15 protein-coding genes and 1 pseudogene are annotated in these 17,730 nt (G+C 48.0%); 6 read left to right on the top strand and 10 right to left on the bottom strand.

The window, feature by feature from the left end; translation table 11 throughout:
• Window positions 1-1,251 (top strand): two-component system response regulator PgtA, encoded by a 1,251-nt coding sequence (gene pgtA / locus YWE_RS0111285; protein ID WP_029094627.1) that lies wholly within the window; start codon window positions 1-3, stop codon window positions 1,249-1,251.
• A gap of 334 nt (window positions 1,252-1,585) precedes the next feature.
• On the opposite strand, the gene ftsP is transcribed toward pgtA, so the two are convergent.
• The 9 genes from ftsP to nudF all read right to left on the bottom strand — a co-directional run bounded on the left by ftsP (window position 1,586) and on the right by nudF (window position 11,746).
• The gene (gene ftsP / locus YWE_RS0111280; RefSeq protein WP_029094626.1) at window positions 1,586-3,019 is read right to left on the bottom strand and encodes a cell division protein FtsP; all 1,434 of its coding nucleotides are present in this window, start codon (window positions 3,017-3,019) and stop codon (window positions 1,586-1,588) included.
• A gap of 156 nt (window positions 3,020-3,175) precedes the next feature.
• A complete protein-coding gene (locus YWE_RS0111275) occupies window positions 3,176-3,916 on the bottom strand; it encodes a 1-acylglycerol-3-phosphate O-acyltransferase (RefSeq protein WP_029094625.1) in 741 nt (246 codons plus the stop codon).
• Between the two features lie 272 nt (window positions 3,917-4,188).
• Window positions 4,189-6,453 carry a DNA topoisomerase IV subunit A gene (parC, locus tag YWE_RS0111270; protein WP_029094624.1) on the bottom strand — a complete coding sequence of 755 codons (2,265 nt, stop codon included), beginning with the start codon at window positions 6,451-6,453 and terminating at the stop codon, window positions 4,189-4,191.
• A 127-nt stretch (window positions 6,454-6,580) separates the two neighbouring features.
• Window positions 6,581-8,470, bottom strand: coding sequence for a DNA topoisomerase IV subunit B (gene parE / locus YWE_RS0111265; protein ID WP_029094623.1), 1,890 nt, complete (start codon window positions 8,468-8,470; stop codon window positions 6,581-6,583).
• 98 nt (window positions 8,471-8,568) lie between these two features.
• On the bottom strand, window positions 8,569-9,150 hold the full coding sequence (gene yqiA, locus YWE_RS0111260) for an esterase YqiA (RefSeq protein WP_029094622.1): 582 nt from the start codon (window positions 9,148-9,150) through the stop codon (window positions 8,569-8,571).
• On the bottom strand, window positions 9,150-9,977 hold the full coding sequence (cpdA, locus tag YWE_RS0111255) for a 3',5'-cyclic-AMP phosphodiesterase (protein WP_029094621.1): 828 nt from the start codon (window positions 9,975-9,977) through the stop codon (window positions 9,150-9,152). Before cpdA ends, yqiA begins: the two co-directional genes overlap by 1 nt.
• 50 nt (window positions 9,978-10,027) lie before the next feature.
• Entirely contained in the window at window positions 10,028-10,450 is a 423-nt protein-coding gene (locus tag YWE_RS0111250) for a DUF1249 family protein (RefSeq protein ID WP_029094620.1), read from the bottom strand.
• A gap of 186 nt (window positions 10,451-10,636) precedes the next feature.
• Window positions 10,637-10,975: a hypothetical protein gene (locus YWE_RS0111245; protein ID WP_029094619.1), complete on the bottom strand. Its 339-nt coding sequence runs from the start codon at window positions 10,973-10,975 to the stop codon at window positions 10,637-10,639.
• A gap of 138 nt (window positions 10,976-11,113) precedes the next feature.
• Entirely contained in the window at window positions 11,114-11,746 is a 633-nt protein-coding gene (gene nudF, locus YWE_RS0111240; RefSeq protein WP_029094618.1) for an ADP-ribose diphosphatase, read from the bottom strand.
• A gap of 241 nt (window positions 11,747-11,987) precedes the next feature.
• On the opposite strand from nudF, the pseudogene tolC reads away from it, so the two are divergent.
• The 3 genes and pseudogenes from tolC to YWE_RS0111225 all read left to right on the top strand — a co-directional run.
• Window positions 11,988-13,319, top strand: a pseudogene (gene tolC / locus YWE_RS27110) (outer membrane channel protein TolC); the annotation flags it as partial.
• A 326-nt stretch (window positions 13,320-13,645) separates the two neighbouring features.
• Window positions 13,646-14,311, top strand: coding sequence for a DUF1190 family protein (locus YWE_RS0111230; protein ID WP_029094617.1), 666 nt, complete (start codon window positions 13,646-13,648; stop codon window positions 14,309-14,311).
• Window positions 14,312-14,323: 12 nt separating this feature from the next.
• Window positions 14,324-15,481 carry a glutathionylspermidine synthase family protein gene (locus YWE_RS0111225; protein ID WP_029094616.1) on the top strand — a complete coding sequence of 386 codons (1,158 nt, stop codon included), beginning with the start codon at window positions 14,324-14,326 and terminating at the stop codon, window positions 15,479-15,481.
• Window positions 15,482-15,536: 55 nt separating this feature from the next.
• On the opposite strand, the gene ygiD is transcribed toward YWE_RS0111225, so the two are convergent.
• Window positions 15,537-16,322, bottom strand: coding sequence for a 4,5-DOPA-extradiol-dioxygenase (gene ygiD, locus YWE_RS0111220; RefSeq protein WP_029094615.1), 786 nt, complete (start codon window positions 16,320-16,322; stop codon window positions 15,537-15,539).
• Between the two features lie 319 nt (window positions 16,323-16,641).
• Between ygiD and zupT the strand changes: the two genes are divergently transcribed.
• Window positions 16,642-17,412 carry a zinc transporter ZupT gene (gene zupT / locus YWE_RS0111215; protein WP_029094614.1) on the top strand — a complete coding sequence of 257 codons (771 nt, stop codon included), beginning with the start codon at window positions 16,642-16,644 and terminating at the stop codon, window positions 17,410-17,412.
• Between the two features lie 124 nt (window positions 17,413-17,536).
• Window positions 17,537-17,730 (top strand): transposase (locus tag YWE_RS29585; protein ID WP_071605862.1); only part of this gene is annotated, 194 nt, incomplete at its 3' end.

Genomic DNA, 17,730 nt, shown 5'->3' with positions numbered 1-17,730 from the left:
ATGTTAGATGATACTCAATCGATTCTATTAATTGATGATGATGCCGACGTATTGCAAGCCTACAGCGCATTGTTGCAGCAGGAAGGCTATCAGGTTTATCCCTGTAGTAACCCCCTGCTGGCACAGGATCTCATTCCGGATAACTGGCCGGGAATCATTATCAGCGATGTTTGTATGCCCGAAATATCGGGTTTAGCACTGCTTGAACAGCTTCATGCCGCTGATAACCAGCTGCCGGTGCTGATGATCACCGGACATGGTGATGTGCCGATGGCCGTTGAAGCGGTGAAAAAAGGGGCTTATGACTTTTTGCAAAAGCCGGTTAATCCGGTTCAGCTATTAGCGCTGATCAAAAAGGCACTAACCGAACGAAGAGATTTGATTGAGCAAAGAGAGTGGCGTAAAGAGCAGCTTGGTCAGCACCTGATCGGCCGCAGCGGGTGGATGCGAAATTTACGCCAGCAGTTGGCCACGCTGGCAGAAACCGATCTACCGGTTTGTCTGTATGGCGAATTGGGAACCGGCCGCATGATGGCGGCTAAATACCTGCACCGGCTCAGCGCCCTAAGGGATAACCCGCTAATTTGCCAAGAATTGACGTCAGGCACCGAACAGCCGCTGCACCAGTGGATTGAGCTGGCCCACGGCGGCTCACTGCTGTTAAGAAATATTGAGTACCTGAGCCAGCAAAATCAGCGTTATCTCACTCAGCTGCAAGATCGTCAGGCAGAGCGCCACTTCCGGCTTATCGTTACCAGCCAGTTACCCCCCGCGGAGCTGGCTGCCCGGCAGCTGTTAATTCCTGAATTATACTATCTGTTTTCAATGACTCAGATTGAATGCGTACCGCTTAGCAAACGCCCCGGCGATATTGAAGATTTGTTCCGCCACTATTTGATTAATGCCTGTAAACGGCTCAATCGCCAGCTACCCCAACTGGGCGATGCCTTTATGAAAAAGCTCACCACCCGCCTGTGGCCCGGTAATGTGCGAGAGCTGGCTAACGCAGCTGAGCTTGTTGCGGTGGGCGTGCTGCCGATGGTCGGCCCGGTGAATACTCTGGCAACGGATGCCGATCCGACGCCGCTGGATGAGCGAATTGAAAACTACGAGCGCAGGATTATTATTGAGGCGTTAAATATCCATCAGGGGCGGATTAATGACGTGGCGGAGTATTTTCAGATACCGCGCAAGAAGCTCTATTTACGCATGAAGAAGTACGGGATTGATAAGATGGACTATCGGTATTAGCAAAACAAGGGTTTGGCTTTTTCCCTCGTTTTGCCGTTGACCTTCCAATGAGCACTAGAGATCGGCCGACATCAGAAATTTGGTAGTACGGCCAACATGGACGTTGGCCGAGGCACGGCTTCGTCTGGAACGAATCCGTGCCGGTACGTAAAGCCAAATTTATGGTGGAGGGAAGTCGCCTAAGCGACCCGAGCTCCCGTGCGGAGGCGCACGCCTATGGCTCCTTGTCGGTCGCGTATATCGTAGGTTATGGAATCGAAATTCATTTGGCGAACGAATACTTCGCCATACCTGCCTAGAGACCGCCAGATACAGCTAAGTGATAGCGCCTACTTTATTTTCTTTCTTCCACCAGCAACTGACCGATGCTCCCTCGGTCCGCCATCTCCAGATTATGGCTGTAATACATAAACGGAAAATGAGGCGATGAGGTGTTGTTAAACTTAACCAACAGTTCGACTTTCTCTTCCACCCAAACGGTATCCTTCCAGCCGGAGTCTTCAGGGCTTGGCTTGGCGCCGTTGACCGAACTGACGAAGAATGCGGCCCCCTGAATATGGAATGGCTGAGGTTTGGAAGTGGTGATAATCCAGCGCTCCCATGTGCCTTGAGAAGCATGCGTATCAATACGCAATGGATCCCAAATAGGGCCATTAATGCCAGGAATATCATCACCCAGAATAAACTCTCTGGAGCGAACAATACTGCCGTCCAGGGTATCTACCGGTTTTAGCGTAGTCGGTAATTTATCGGTAGACAGTGCAATCAGGCCGGTCGGGCGAATTGTCAGCACTAAGGCTGAATTCAAAATGCTTGAAGGTTCAAAGAACCCGCGCAGGCGATCGACTACGCTGGCGGATAATCCGGCGGTAATAGACACTTCTTCGCCTTTAGACATATCGATCAGCACTTCACGACGCTCACCCGGAGCCAGATTCAACGATGTAATGGCAATCGGCGCCGTCAGCAGGCCGACATCACTGGCAATCACCTGAAAAGGTCGGTTATCGCTTAAGGCCAGAGTATAGCGACGGGAATTAGAGGCATTGAGTAAACGCAGACGAACCCAGCCGCGGCCGACTTCAACGTAAGGCCCGGGCACTCCGTTAGATAACAGGGTATCGCCGAGGAATCCGGATTTATCTATCGGTGAATATTCAGGCTGACCAAAAGAGTCAAAGTGCTTGTCTTGCAGTATTAAAGGAAAGTCATTGATACCGTATTGGCTGGGAATATTCAGATTACGACTGATATCATCCTCAACGATCCACATGCCTGCCAGACCATTATAGATATGCGGCGCAATTTTATTCGGCGTGATGGCGTGATACCAGCAGGTCGCTGCCGGCTGGCGAATGGGAATAATAGGAGACCAGTCAACGCCCGGTGACATTAATCGAGCGCCATTGCCCATAAGAACGCCGGGCACCTGCAAACCGCTGACCGTCAATGCAACCGCTTCATTTAACCGATTGCTGTAAACCATCTTAACGTCATCGCCGCTGCGTACACGCACGGTCGGCCCTAGATAGGTGCCGTTAAATCCCCAGGTCGATACGCGGTTACCGGCAATAAACTCCCAGTGCGTACGTTGCATCGAGAGATAAAGCGGCTGGCCGCGACGGTTTTCCAACAGCGGCGGAACCGGTAATGCGACCTGAGGCGCGTTAGCAAAAGCCGGAGCGCTGGGTAATAGGCTAGCGCCTAACGCGACGCCAGTCGCCTGAAGTAACCTACGGCGGCTAATCGGTGCAGAGTTCTTATTCATTCAATGTAGCTACCATTAAAAACAGCCTTCAATTATAACAGCCAGAGATATGGATACCGAAATAACGGTATTAGAGATATAAACAGCAACCACATCGCTTATTGCTATAAAGCGCTAATGGGCGGCCAACACGGTTGTCGGCCATAAATCCGTTAATTAATGCTTACGGTCCGCAGCTTCTCGCTCTGCGACTTCCTGATTAAGCTTCTCGATCTTATCGGCCATAATCTGATGGCAATGCGTTGCCAGTTCACGGACCTGATCTTTGGTATAACCGCTGGTATCAATCGGCGTCATCATCTCAACGATAACGTGCCCGTTATTCCAGCGATTCAGATTAATCTTATTGTTGGTATTAGAAACGCAAATCGGCACAATCGGTACGCCAGCAGCAATAGCGGCATGGAAGGCCCCGGTTTTAAACGGCAGCAGGCCACGCCCGCGGCTACGGGTTCCTTCTGGGAACATCCACACTGAAAGATCGCGCTTTTTCATCTGTTCTACAATTTGATAAATAGTGTCGCGCGACTTGGTCTTATTATTACGATCGATCAGAATATTACCGGTTAACCAGTAGAATGGGCCGAAGAACGGCACCCACAGCAGGCTGGTTTTACCAACGGTAACCGTTCTTGGCTGTACCGCAGCGGATGCCGTTACCATATCGTAATTATTTTGGTGGTTAGCAATATAAATACAGTTGCCGGTAACCTTAATCTCTGGATTCAGACGGTGCTCAACTTTGAGACCAAATAGCGGAGATAAACTGCCAAATAGCCGGCCAAATGTATATGCATGGCGAGGGTTACGCGGGCTAAATAGGCAATATAACGAACCAAGCAGACAAACCAAAATACAAAACGGAATAACAATAAGAGCACGCAAAATAACTAGCATATAAACCCCTTTCATTTACAGCCGATGAGTATACCGACTTATAAAGAAAACGCACTGATTGCAAAATACCTGAATTAAAACAACGCCTGTTAGTTTTAATCCATCGTCGCCTGATATTTTCCCAATACATTCATACAAATGAAGTCACTCAGGCAACACAATACTATTTTAACCGATGCATATTAAGACAAATAAGTACCGAATAAGGAAATAGGCTGCCCTGATAGAGGGACAGCCTATAAGATATCACTGATTGCCGTGGCGCCGGGTACTCAACTCTCTTCGCCCGGCTGAGGCGGAGTATCCACATCAATACTGTCGATACGTTGTAGACCACGAGGTAACAGCGTTCCTTTACGCCCGCGCTCTGCCCGGAACTTCTGTAAATCTTCAGGTCTGAGCTGAAGTTTACGTTTGCCCACGTGCAGAGTCACAGAAGACTTCGGCGTCAGAATAAACAGATACGCAATACGATCTTCACCGGAAGCTGCCTGAGCAGAAGGAATAGAAATAATTTTATTGCCTTTCCCTTTAGACAGCTGTGGCAGATCGGATACCGGGAACAGTAACATTCTGCCCGCCGCCGTAATCGACAGCAGCAGATCGTCTTCACTGTTTACTTCCAGCGGAGGTAATACTTTAGCGTTATCCGGCAGTGTGATCAGCGCTTTACCATTACGGTTGCGGGCAACCAGATCTTCAAAGGTACAGATGAAACCGTAGCCGGCATCAGATGCCATTAACAGCTTTTGGTCTTCGGCATTCATCAGAACCTGTTCGATCGTAGCACCTGACGGCAGCGTTAATTTACCTGTCAGAGGCTCACCCTGCCCGCGGGCAGAAGGCAGCGTCAGAGGATCCAGCGCATAGCTGCGCCCGGTGGAATCGATAAATACCACCGGCTGATTACTCTTACCTCTGGCAGCCGCCCGGAAGCTATCGCCTGCGCGATAGCTCAGGCCACCCGGCTCAATATCATGGCCTTTAGCGCTTCTTACCCAGCCCATATCTGACAGAACAATGGTCACAGGTTCAGAAGGAACAAAGTCATGTTCACTCATCGCCTTGGCTTCAGCGCGTTCAACAATCGGGGAACGTCGATCATCGCCATAGGCCTGAGCATCAGCCAGAATTTCTTTCTTGATCAGGGTATTCATCTTACGATCGGAGGCGAGCAGTGCCTGTAACTGGTCACGTTCTTTGGCCAACTCATCCTGTTCGCCGCGGATTTTCATCTCTTCTAACTTGGCAAGGTGACGTAATTTCAGTTCAAGAATGGACTCAGCCTGAGTATCAGTGATGCCAAAACGCTGTATTAACGCAGGCTTTGGCTCATCCTCAGTACGGATAATTTCAATCACTTCATCGATATTCAGAAAGGCAACCAATAAGCCTTCTAAAATATGCAGGCGTTTTAACACCCGGTCTAAACGGTAGTTCAGTCGGCGAGTTACGGTATCACGGCGGAAGACCAGCCATTCGGAAAGAATCTCAACCAGATTCTTCACCGCCGGGCGGCCGTCCAGACCCAGCATATTCAGATTAATACGATAACTTTTTTCCAGATCGGTGGTGGCAAACAGGTGGTTCATTACCTGTTCCAAATCGACCCGGTTAGAACGGGGAACCAATACCAGACGAGTCGGATTTTCATGGTCAGACTCATCCCGCAGGTCTTCAATCATCGGCAGCTTTTTAGCCCGCATCTGATTGGCAATCTGTTCCATCAGTTTGGCACCGGAAACCTGATGAGGAAGCGCAGTAATGACAATCTCGCCCTCTTCTTTCTTCCATACGGCGCGCATACGCACCGATCCTTTACCACTCTGATAAATTTTACGAATCTCTTCGTGAGGCGTGATGATTTCGGCTTCGGTCGGGTAATCAGGCCCGCGAACAAAGCCCATCACGTCATCCAGCGTTGCTTTGGGATTTTCCAGCAGCAACACCGCCGCATTCGCCACTTCCCGCACGTTATGCGGAGGAATATCCGTTGCCATGCCCACCGCAATACCGGTAGTGCCGTTCAACAGAATATTGGGTAAACGCGCCGGCAGCATCTTAGGTTCTTGTAAGGTGCCGTCAAAGTTTGGCGCGTAATCGACCGTCCCTTGGCCTAATTCGCTCAGCAGCAGCTCGGCGTATTTAGATAAGCGAGATTCGGTATAACGCATAGCCGCAAACGATTTAGGATCGTCCGGCGCACCCCAGTTTCCCTGACCATCGACCAGCGGGTAGCGATAAGAGAACGGCTGGGCCATCAGTACCATAGCCTCATAACAGGCGCTATCGCCGTGAGGATGATACTTACCCAGTACGTCACCGACGGTACGGGCAGATTTTTTGAACTTAGCGGCAGAATTCAGGCCCAGTTCAGACATGGCATAAACTATGCGGCGCTGTACCGGCTTTAGCCCATCGCCAATAAAGGGTAATGCTCTATCCATGATGACGTACATGGAATAGTTAAGATAAGCATTTTCAGTAAACTGATGGAGCGGCTGGCGCTCTACACCGTCGTGAGTTACTTCACTCATAAAATTACTCTTTCCTTTCCCGTTCTAATTCAGCATTAGACAGTAAAACGGATCAATCCAAGACATATTTGCCGTAGCTGCCGCTTGATTAAAACCAGAATTAACTATTTAAGATGAAACCGGATGATTAAACGTCCAGCTCCACCATATCGCCTTTTTCCTGTAACCAGTTACGGCGGTCTTCTGAACGTTTCTTAGCCAGCAGCATATCCATCAGAGCCATCGTGGTTTCACTGTCTTCCAGCGTCAGTTGAACTAAACGGCGAGTATTAGGATCCATGGTGGTTTCGCGTAGCTGTAAAGGATTCATCTCACCTAACCCTTTAAAACGCTGAACGTTTGGTTTGCCTTTTTTGCGTTTAAGCTGCTCAAGTACGCCCTCTTTCTCCGCTTCATCCAGCGCATAGAAAACTTCTTTCCCTAAGTCGATGCGATAAAGCGGTGGCATTGCCACATAAACATGGCCTTCTTCCACCATTTTGCGGAAGTGGCGTACAAACAGGGCACAAATCAGCGTAGCAATGTGCAAACCATCGGAGTCCGCATCCGCTAAGATACAGATCTTACCGTAGCGTAGCTGGCTTAAATCATCGCTGTCCGGATCAATACCGATAGCAACGGAAATATCGTGAATTTCCTGCGAGGCCAGGACTTCATCTGATGAGACTTCCCAGGTGTTCAGAATTTTACCTTTCAGCGGCATAATCGCCTGAAACTCACGGCTGCGAGCCTGTTTAGCCGAGCCGCCTGCTGAGTCACCTTCCACCAAAAACAGTTCGGTAACGCTGAGATCCTGAGAAGAGCAGTCAGCCAGCTTACCCGGCAGTGCAGGGCCGCTGACCAGCTTCTTACGCACCACTTTCTTGGCGGCCCGCATGCGCTGTTGCGCGCTGGAAATCGCTAATTCAGCCAGCTGTTCTGCCGCCTGAACGTTTTGATTAAGCCACAGGCTAAAAGCATCTTTAATAATGCCCGAAACAAAGGCCGAGCTTTGGCGCGAAGAGAGCCGTTCTTTGGTTTGACCGGCAAACTGCGGGTCCTGCATTTTTAGCGACAGAACGTAAGCACAGCGATCCCAAATATCTTCAGCACTCAGCTTAACGCCGCGCGGCAGCAGGTTACGGAATTCGCAAAACTCACGCATCGCATCAAGCAGGCCCTGACGCAGGCCGTTAACGTGAGTACCGCCCTGCATGGTTGGAATCAGGTTAACGTAGCTTTCGCTCAGTACTTCACCGCCTTCAGGCAGCCATAATAGCGCCCAGTCAACGGCTTCAACATCACCTTCAAAGGCACCAACGAACGGCGCTTCAGGCAGCGTAACTAAGCCATTAACGGCTTCCATTAAGTAGTCCGTCAGGCCGTCCTGATAACACCAGCGTTGCTCGGTATTATTGACCTTATCTTTAAAAACGATCTCAACGCCCGGGCAGAGAACCGCCTTGGCCTTGAGTACGTGTACCAAACGGGACACGGAGAATCTTGGGCTATCGAAGAAGCTCGGGTCTGGCCAGAAGTGCACGCTGGTACCGGTATTACGACGACCGCAGGTACCGATTACGTTCAACTCTTCGACTATCGCGCCGTTCTCGAAGGCAATGCGATAAACCTGAGCATCGCGACGCACCGTGACTTCAACGCGGGTTGAGAGGGCGTTAACCACCGAAATACCCACCCCGTGTAAACCACCGGAGAACTGATAGTTCTTATTGGAGAATTTACCACCGGCGTGTAAGCGGCACATAATCAGCTCTATCGCTGATACGCCCTCTTCGGCATGAATATCGACCGGCATACCCCGGCCATCATCAGTCACTTCAAGAGACTGATCTTCATGCAGAATAACTTCTATTTTTTGTGCATGACCTGCCAGCGCCTCATCGACGCTGTTATCAATAACTTCCTGTCCCAAGTGGTTCGGGCGTGAAGTATCTGTGTACATGCCGGGACGGCGACGTACTGGGTCGAGTCCGCTGAGTACCTCAATGGAATCAGCGTTATAACTGGATTGGCTCATCGTTTGGTTTTCTAGACTAGTTTTAGGGCCTGAGAACGATCATTGTTTAGTTACCGATAAATCGGTTCACCTTCCGTGGTCGGGAGCTGAAGCATCTATTAAGCCGCAGCTAGCCCTAAGAAATCAATAATCGGGGAAAAATAGTGTTCAAAGCTAACAAAACTGTGGTTTCCACCAGATTCTACCGTTTGCCTACAGGAAGTGTAGTACGTGACCGCCCTGCGGTAATCAAGTACTTCATCTCCGGTTTGTTGCAATAACCAAAGTAAATCGGGTGCTTCCAGCGGTTCGATTTGCATAACCTTGAGATCGTAAATATGCCGTGACTCTATCACATATTGCTGGCCTGTGTAGGGATTCTCGTGATTTCCCACATAGTCCTGAAGCCACTCAAAAGGTTTAACCGCCGGATTAACTAATACCGCGGGCACCATAAAACACTGGGATAACCAGGTCGCATAATATCCGCCTAATGACGACCCGACAATGCCCAAAGGCTGGCCCGCTCGGTCTAATACTATCTGCTCAAGAAGTGCCGCAGCATCAGACGGATAAGGAGGAATCTGCGGGATCAACATCTCGATATGAGGATGATGCTCAGACAACCATTGCTTAAAACTTACCGCTTTGGCCGACTCGGGGGAACTGTTAAATCCATGTATATAAAGCAATGTTGCCATCAGTAGCCATCCGAGTTCATATCAGGTCTGAATGCATCACCTTCAAGGCGGCACACCGTAGTTTCAATTGAACCATCAGAATAAAGATCGATAAACCGCCAGCCGGGCGCTAAGTCATCAATAGTAAAGTTAGTACAGTGTGGCTTAAATTGCACACAAGTTGAAGGCGAGGCCAGCAAGCGTCGACCATTCCAGTCAAGATCGAGGTCCTGATGAATATGGCCACAGAGTAAGGTTTTCGCCAGAGGGTGTTTGTCTAAAACTTCAGCCAGCGCATGACTATTACGCAGGCTATGTTGATCAAGCCATGTGCAGCCCGACGGCAAAGGGTGGTGGTGTAGCAGTATCAATGCGTGGCGATCGGGGTACTGATTTAAAGAACGATCGAGCCAGTCGAGCTGATATTCATTCAGTTCACCGTAGGGCGCACCTAATACCTGACTGTCTAATAAAATCAGAAACCAATCATCGCCCAATAACGCCAGTTTGGAAGGCAGAATCTCCGCGGCAGCCATCGCATCAACCATCGCAGGTTGGAAATCATGGTTACCCGGAAGCCACACGCAAGGCGCAGGCAAGGTTGCAATACCTGCAGCAAAACGATCGTAAGCAGCAAGAGAGTGATCCTGAGCTAAATCACCCGTCGCGACGATTAAATCATAACCATGCCCTTGCTCGGCAACTGCGTTCAGCACCGCCTGAAAACTCTCTTGGGTATTAATACCTAAAAGGGTTTCATCTGCACCGGCAAACAAGTGGGTATCAGTAATCTGTAAAACTCTCACTTTGGACCCACGAGCCAAAGGGAGTTGAAAAAGGCTTTCCAAGAGGTTTCCTTTAAAAGGCTAAATTTAGTAAGCTCCTGCTTTCTAAGTGTTTAATAAACCGGAACGGACATCGTTCCTTCCACAAGACAAAACCGCAGCCAATCGGCTAAAAACTGATTAATCTGATGTTTTTCGTCACGTTGATGTAACTTTTTATTAGGATAATCATAACGTGCTTTAAATCTAAAGATCTGTTGACTGGAACACACTTCTGCAACGAGCGCGTCATGATAAAGCCTGACATTCAACGTCGGCATGCTCCAGTAGGTGATTTTAGGGAATATTTGTTGAATGCAAACCAGCGAAGTGTAACGAGTAGATTCTTTGGTTTCTATTCGGTACGTCGCACCGGCAACGTCAAATGCAACCGCGCTTCCAACTTGATCTTCACGGGGAATTAAGCGCCGTAGCTGAGCATAATTCATCTCATTTAAGCGCATCATTGCTGGGAAATCGGGAACGTATCGTTTCATGTTATCCTTGGTATTTCAGCTAAGGATCCGTTGATACCACCCCATCACAGAGATTCTCGACCCGGTCTCGCCATTGTTTTGTACGTCAATCATTGCAAAATCTGAATGCTATTATGACGGAAGTCATAAGCGTAAATAAAGAATCAATTAGCCAATCAGCGATATCTGTTAAGGCCAGCCCCTGATTCAAAGGTGATCGTAGGTCAATTCGCAGTAAAAACCTTTCATATCACTACCGCCGGTAATCAGCTTATAGACAATTAAATTATCATCGGCTCTACGGGAATAGAAGGTAAAATAGGAATACTGCATGGTGGCGACAAAAGAGAGGAAATGGGCTTTAATATCGTGAAGGCTTGAATCTTTAAGCACCACATCAATAAAATATTTATTGTCTGACACCTCTACGCTGTACTCGATAACCTGTTCATCGGCGCGAAAGAAATTCTGAATCTCCGCATCGATGCCGGGCTCGGTGATAAGCCCAATGCTACTAATGATGTTTTCGACTATTTTATTTGCCACATTGAGTTCCTTTCTATCAGAAACAGCATACTGTTGAACCGTTATCGAACCTGCATATCGATAGCCCGGAATGTTAATATTGAAAATACTCTTTTAATATTAGCAGCATCCGGACAGTTTGATAGTGATCTATGCCAATTATCCATTCCACTCATTGCGTAATGACGGATAGTTCAATTGCAGCCATTGGAGGGCGATAATAGAAGCCGCGTTATCAATCATTCCGTCAACAACCCAGCGATAAGCCTGCTCTCGACTCACAACATGCACGCGAATATCTTCATTTTCTTCTGCTAGGCCATGAATGCCCTTTGCCGTAGAAGAATCCACTTCACCGACCATAATTGAAAGCCTTTCGCTGGTGCCGCCCGGGCTGGCCAAATAGCTCAGAACCGGCTTACAGCGGCCGACGGTAATATCAGCCTCTTCTTGCGCTTCACGCCTGATGACTTGCTCAATGTCCTCACCCGGCTCGATCATACCGGCAACTAATTCGAGCAACCACGGGGTTTTACTGGTTTCAATTGCCGCGATACGAATTTGTTCGATTAATACCACTTGGTCACGCTGAGCATCGTAAGGCAGTAAAACCCCGGCGTGGCCTCGCTCAAAAATTTCACGCACCACTTCGCCACTCATCTCGCCGTTAAACAAACGGTGTTTGAAACGATATTGATTCAAACGAAAAAAACCTTGATAAAGAGGCTGCTGAGCGATCATTTCGACGTCGTTCTTCCCCAAAGTGACCGGAGAGGGTTGAGATGAATTCATTATTTATTTCTCTATTTAGTCGATAATTTATTAGATAACGCTTATCTTGATCGGGTATATGTCTTCAATTCAACTGATAATTGCAAAGACTGGGTAAAATTTATGTAAATAATACCGATATGGCACAGATAGCTATCTTTATTATCGAGGATACTCTGGTAGAATTTGCGACTATATTATTATCTATCTGACAGTAACAATTAAGCAAAATAACATTATTGCTGTACAACAAGGATCGCCCATGAAAAAACTGCTTCCTCTGATTATTGGTCTTAGCCTAGGTGGCCTCAGCACATTGACGCATGCTGACAATTTAATGCAAGTTTATCAACAGGCTAAAAGCAATAACCCGGACTTACGCAAGGTAGCGGCTGACCGTGATTCGGCATTCGAGAAAATCAGTGAATCCCGCGGCGCTCTGCTTCCTCAATTAGGATTGAACGCTGGTTATACTCTTAATCGTGGATTTCGTGATAACAGTGGTAACCAAAGCGACGTTTCCAGCGGAACGTTGCAGCTGAGCCAAACGATCTTTGATATGTCGTTATGGCGCCAGTTGAATATCACCGAGAAGCAGGCCGGCGTTCAAGACGTTGCCTATCAGGCCCAGCAACAAACCCTGATTCTGGATACCGCTACCGCCTACTTTAACGTACTGCGTGCGCTGGATGTTTTATCCACGGTTGAAGCACAGAAAGATTCGATTTATCGTCAGTTAGACCAAACCCGCCAGCGCTTTAACGTTGGTCTGGTTGCCATTACCGACGTGCAGAATGCCCAGGCGCAGTACGACCTGACGCTGGCTGATGAAGTGACTGCCCGTAATAATCTAGAAAATAATATCGAACTTCTTCGCCAGATTTCAGGCATGTTCTATCCCGAATTAAGCTCTCTGGATACAAACCGGTTTAAAACTCAGCGCCCGGGTGATGTTAACAGCCTGCTTAAGCAAGCCGAAGACCGTAACTTAAATTTGTTAACAGCGCGTCTTGCTCTGGATTTATCTAAAGAGCAGATCAAGCTTCAACAAACCGGCCATATGCCAACAGTTTCATTAAACGCTTCGACCGGCCTGTCAAACAATGACTACCGCGGAACTAATACCGTAGGTCCTGACAGTTCAATAAATGGAAATACCATGGCTGGCATCACTCTAAGCTTCCCGCTGTTTACCGGTGGGCAAACTAACTCAAGAGTGAAACAGGCTCAGTACAATTACGTGGGCTCAAGTGAATCACTTGAATCAGCTCATCGCTCTGTGATTCAAATCGTACGTTCGTCTTACAACAACATCTCAGCCTCTATCAGCTCAGTGAGCGCATATAAGCAAAGCGTTGTTTCTGCCGAAAGTTCATTAGAAGCGACTCAAGCCGGTTATGACGTAGGTACTCGTACCATCGTTGACGTATTGAATGCGACCACCACGCTATACAATGCCAAGCAGCAGTTATCTAATGCCCGTTATGATTATCTGATTAACCAATTGAACATCAAATATGCCTTAGGGTCGTTAAACGAAAACGACCTTATGGCGTTAAACGGTACCTTAGGTAAGCCTATTACCACCATTCCGGTAATCAAATAAGCCCGACGATTAACTGTCGTTAGTCTGAAAAAAAACGCCCCGAGCTCACTGAGTTCGGGGCGTTTTTTATTTGTATACAGAAAGCCAAAATCCAAACCGAGATTCAGCGCACATTTTTCTTATCAGCCTCTCTGATTCACATCACAAAGGCTATCTTTGCTTTCACTTCACGGTACTTTCCCTTATTCTAACCGCTGCTGATTAAAAGGGACTTTTCCCTATGCTGCCTCGGTCCGGTTGATTATCTGCTTCTTACAAAAATATCCGGCGACGCGGCGTATGAATTCAAATTTTAACTCTGGGAATGATTAACTATGAAGCGCACTAAAAATATTAATCGCGACTCTTTTCGCAAAGCATTCAGAATGGCTCCGTTAGCTATTGCCGTTAGCGCCGTGTTTATGCTTTCCGGCTGCGAGCAGGCTGACGAAACTGTTTCACTGTTCCAAAGCGCTGACGAGTGTAAGCAAGCGAATCCTGCCTTAGGCGATCAATGTACTATTGCTTACAATCAGGCTCAGGAAGAAGCGATAAAAACTGCACCTAAATACGCAACCAAAGAAGATTGCGTGGCCGAGTTTGGTGAGTCCCAATGTACTCCGGTACAACCTGCACAAGCGGGTATGTCTGCTGAACCTCAGCAAAGCGGTAGCATGTGGATGCCTCTGATGGCCGGCTATATGATGGGTCGTATGATGAGCGGCGGCTATGGTCAGTCACCACTGTTTACCTCTAAAGCAGCAGGTAGCCCGGCAAACGGTCGTTTTGTTGATTCAACCGGTCGTAACTATGGTGCATCAACCACTGGCCGCACGATGAAAGTCGATAAAGGCGCATTAGCCCCTAAACCGGCAACCACAACAACGGTTACCCGCGGTGGCTTCGGTGACTCGGTCAATAAACAGAATTCAATGCAACGCACCAGCGGCAATAGCAAAAGCTCAACATCCACCGGTAATGGCCGTTCATTCGGCGGTTAAGGCTAACGTTTAATGATTCGTCAATCTATTACTGAACGCCCTAACTGGCGCGATGTTGCCACCGATTATGGCTTTCAGTTTCACACCATGTATGGCGAGCCATACTGGTGTGAAGATGCTTATTATCAGTTTACGCTGGCTCAGATTGAAGAGCTGGAAAATACCACGGCAGAAATTCACCAAATGTGTCTGCAGGTGGTCGAAAGAGTGGCTAACAGTGAAGAACTGCTGGCCAAGTTTCACATTCCTAAGCACTGCTGGGAGTTCGTTCAGCATTCTTGGAAAACTCAGCAACCCTCGCTCTATTCCCGTCTGGACTTAGTCTATGACGGCAAAAGCCCGGCTAAGCTGTTAGAAAACAATGCCGATACCCCCACCTCACTGTATGAAACGGCATTTTTCCAATGGATGTGGTTAGAAGATCAGATCAACGCCGGTCATTTACCGCAAAATGCCGATCAGTTTAATAGCCTTCAGGACAAGCTGATTGAGCGCTTTGCTGAATTTAAAAATCAGCATGGTTTTAGCCTGCTGCATTTTGCCTGCTGCCAAGATACCGATGAAGATCGCGGAACGGTTCAATATCTTCAGGACTGCGCCAATGAAGCAGGCTTAGCTAATCAGTTCCTGTTTATGGAAGAGATTGGTCTCGGCGAGAAGGGCCAGTTTACGGATACTCAAGATCAGGTCATCAGTAACCTGTTTAAGCTCTACCCTTGGGAATTTATGTTCCGTGAAATATTTTCAACCAAGCTGACCGACGCCGGCGTCCGCTGGTTAGAGCCCGCATGGAAGAGCATTATTTCCAATAAGGCATTGTTGCCGTTGCTATGGGAAATGTACCCAAATCACCCTAACCTTTTACCTGCATATTTTGCCGGTGAATCTCACAATCTGACTCACTATGTCACCAAACCCCTGTTTTCACGGGAGGGTGCTAATATTCAGATTATCGATAACGGTCAGGAAGTGTGTAAAGTCGACGGGCCTTATGGCGAAGAAGGAATGATTATTCAACAGTTCCAGCCGATGCCTCGCTTTAACGATAGCTATACGCTAATTGGCAGCTGGTTAGTGGATGACGAGCCTGCCGGTATCGGCCTGCGTGAAGATCGTAGCTTAATCACTCAGGATCTTTCCCGTTACTATCCGCATATCATTCTGGATTAGTTAATCGTCTGACGATAGAAAGCGCCCTGAATATCAGGGCGTTTTTGTAAAAAGCCTATTCCCCTAACTGAACCGACAACATACTCAGCGATCCCATCTCAATACCATCAACCGGAATACTTACCGCTTCCTCGCCGTTCCATGCGCCTAAGACATACAGTAAAGGTAAGAAGTGTTCAGGAGTCGGTGACGATAGTTTGCCGTCAGGATGTTGCATAAAATCGACCAACGGATGGTGCTCACCGCGATAGGTTAAGTTATTACGCACGAAAGAATTAAACGACTCTGCCCAGTCATACGGTTGGTTATCACCCTGCCATTTGGCCATCCGCAGATTATGTACCACGTTGCCACTGGCGACGATCATAACCCCTTCGCTGCGCAGCGCGGCCAGTTTCTGACCTAGCTGATAATGATATTGTCCAGGCTGTGTTGCATCGATACTGAGCTGCACTACGGGAATATCAGCCTCAGGGTACATTTTAATCAATACTCCCCAAGTTCCGTGGTCTAATCCCCACTCAGTCGTATCAGATATTACCGCTACTGGTTCTAGCAATTTCTGAACTCTGGCAGCCAAAGCCGGCGAGCCCGGCGCAGGATATTGAGTATCAAACAGCGCCTGCGGAAAGCCACCAAAGTCGTGAATAGTCTTTGGCTTCGGCATTGCCGTTACCGCCGTTCCACGGGTATACCAGTGGGCTGAAACGGCCAGTATTGCCTTTGGTTTTGGTAAACGCTTAGCTAAATCACGCCAAGTCTGAGTATAGATATTCTCTTCTAACACATTCATCGGGCTACCGTGTCCTAAAAACAAGGCGGGCATTACGTTACTGGTCATAATCATTCCCCTGTTACCAATATGTGTGTTTATCTGCTGTGCCACCTATTATTGGCTATAATCAATAAGCTGACGGCCGGATGCACCATGGTGATTAAATATTTTGAATGTCAGAGCGGTAAATTACGCTTCTCTATTTAACCTATTTTACCCTCTGACTCGTAGTTTGATAGCCGATAACCATGATGAAGATAATCAAAAAAATTGAATGCCGTAGATATCTATTCCCTATTAATTAAATTGTTACTAACATGTTTTCTCTTTGCTGTTACTTTGCTACCATCTGACAAATGAGAATGATTATCAATTGTGAGGTTTTATGTCAGTTCCATTAATTCTTACGTTACTTGCCGGAGCCTCAACCTTTATTGGTGCCTTCTTAGGAATTATTGGTCAAAAACCGTCAAATCGCTTACTGGCGTTTTCTCTTGGTTTTGCTGCCGGCATTATGTTGTTAATCTCTTTAATGGAGATGCTACCCGCTGCACTAGCCACTGTTGGCATGTCACCGGTACTTGGCTACGGCATGTTTATTGTCGGGCTGTTAGGCTATTTTTTGCTGGATCGCCTGTTACCTCATCAGCATGCCCATGATTTGATGCCGGGAGAGAAAAAATCTCCCCGCAGCCTTAAACGCACGGCGATTTTATTAACGCTGGGTATCAGCCTGCACAACTTTCCTGAAGGCATTGCCACCTTTGTTACCGCCAGCACCAACTGGGAATTGGGGCTAGGTATCGCGCTTGCGGTAGCAATACATAATATCCCTGAAGGCCTGGCGGTTGCCGGCCCGGTGTATGCAGCAACCGGCTCAAAAAGTAAGGCTCTATTCTGGGCTGGCTTATCCGGAATGGCTGAAATTGCCGGCGGTCTGTTTGCCTTCTTCCTGCTGGGACCCAATGTATCGATGGTAGTCATGGCAGCCATTATGGCAGCGGTAGCCGGCATCATGGTTGCGCTATCGGTCGATGAGCTAATGCCGCTGGCAAAAGAGATCGATCCTCATAATAACCCGAGCTATGGCATTCTTTGTGGCATGTCCGTTATGGGTCTGAGTTTAACCCTGTTGCAGTTTTGGACGGTGGGATAATCGAGCCCGATCAACCATTAAAAAAGAAGCCGCTAATGCGGCTTCTCAGACTGATGACAAAGTCCTAGTCAAAAGGCTAGGACTTTGATCTAATAAGGTCAGTACAAAAAATGGACTGACTACCATGCTTAGAGACGCCTCCCCACAACAATACCAGTTTGAAACTATCACCCTTGATGAACTCGTCCCCGAAGACCATCTGGTACGCAAAATTGATGCCGCCATCGACTTTGGCTTTATCCGCGATGCTGTCGCGCACCTCTACTGCCCCAATAATGGCAGACCGGCCATCGACCCCGTTCGCCTGATTAAAATGAT

Origin of the sequence: Budvicia aquatica DSM 5075 = ATCC 35567 (assembly GCF_000427805.1) — a bacterium.
Lineage (GTDB): Bacteria > Pseudomonadota > Gammaproteobacteria > Enterobacterales > Enterobacteriaceae > Budvicia > Budvicia aquatica.
This window is presented reverse-complemented; position numbering and strand designations above follow the sequence as displayed.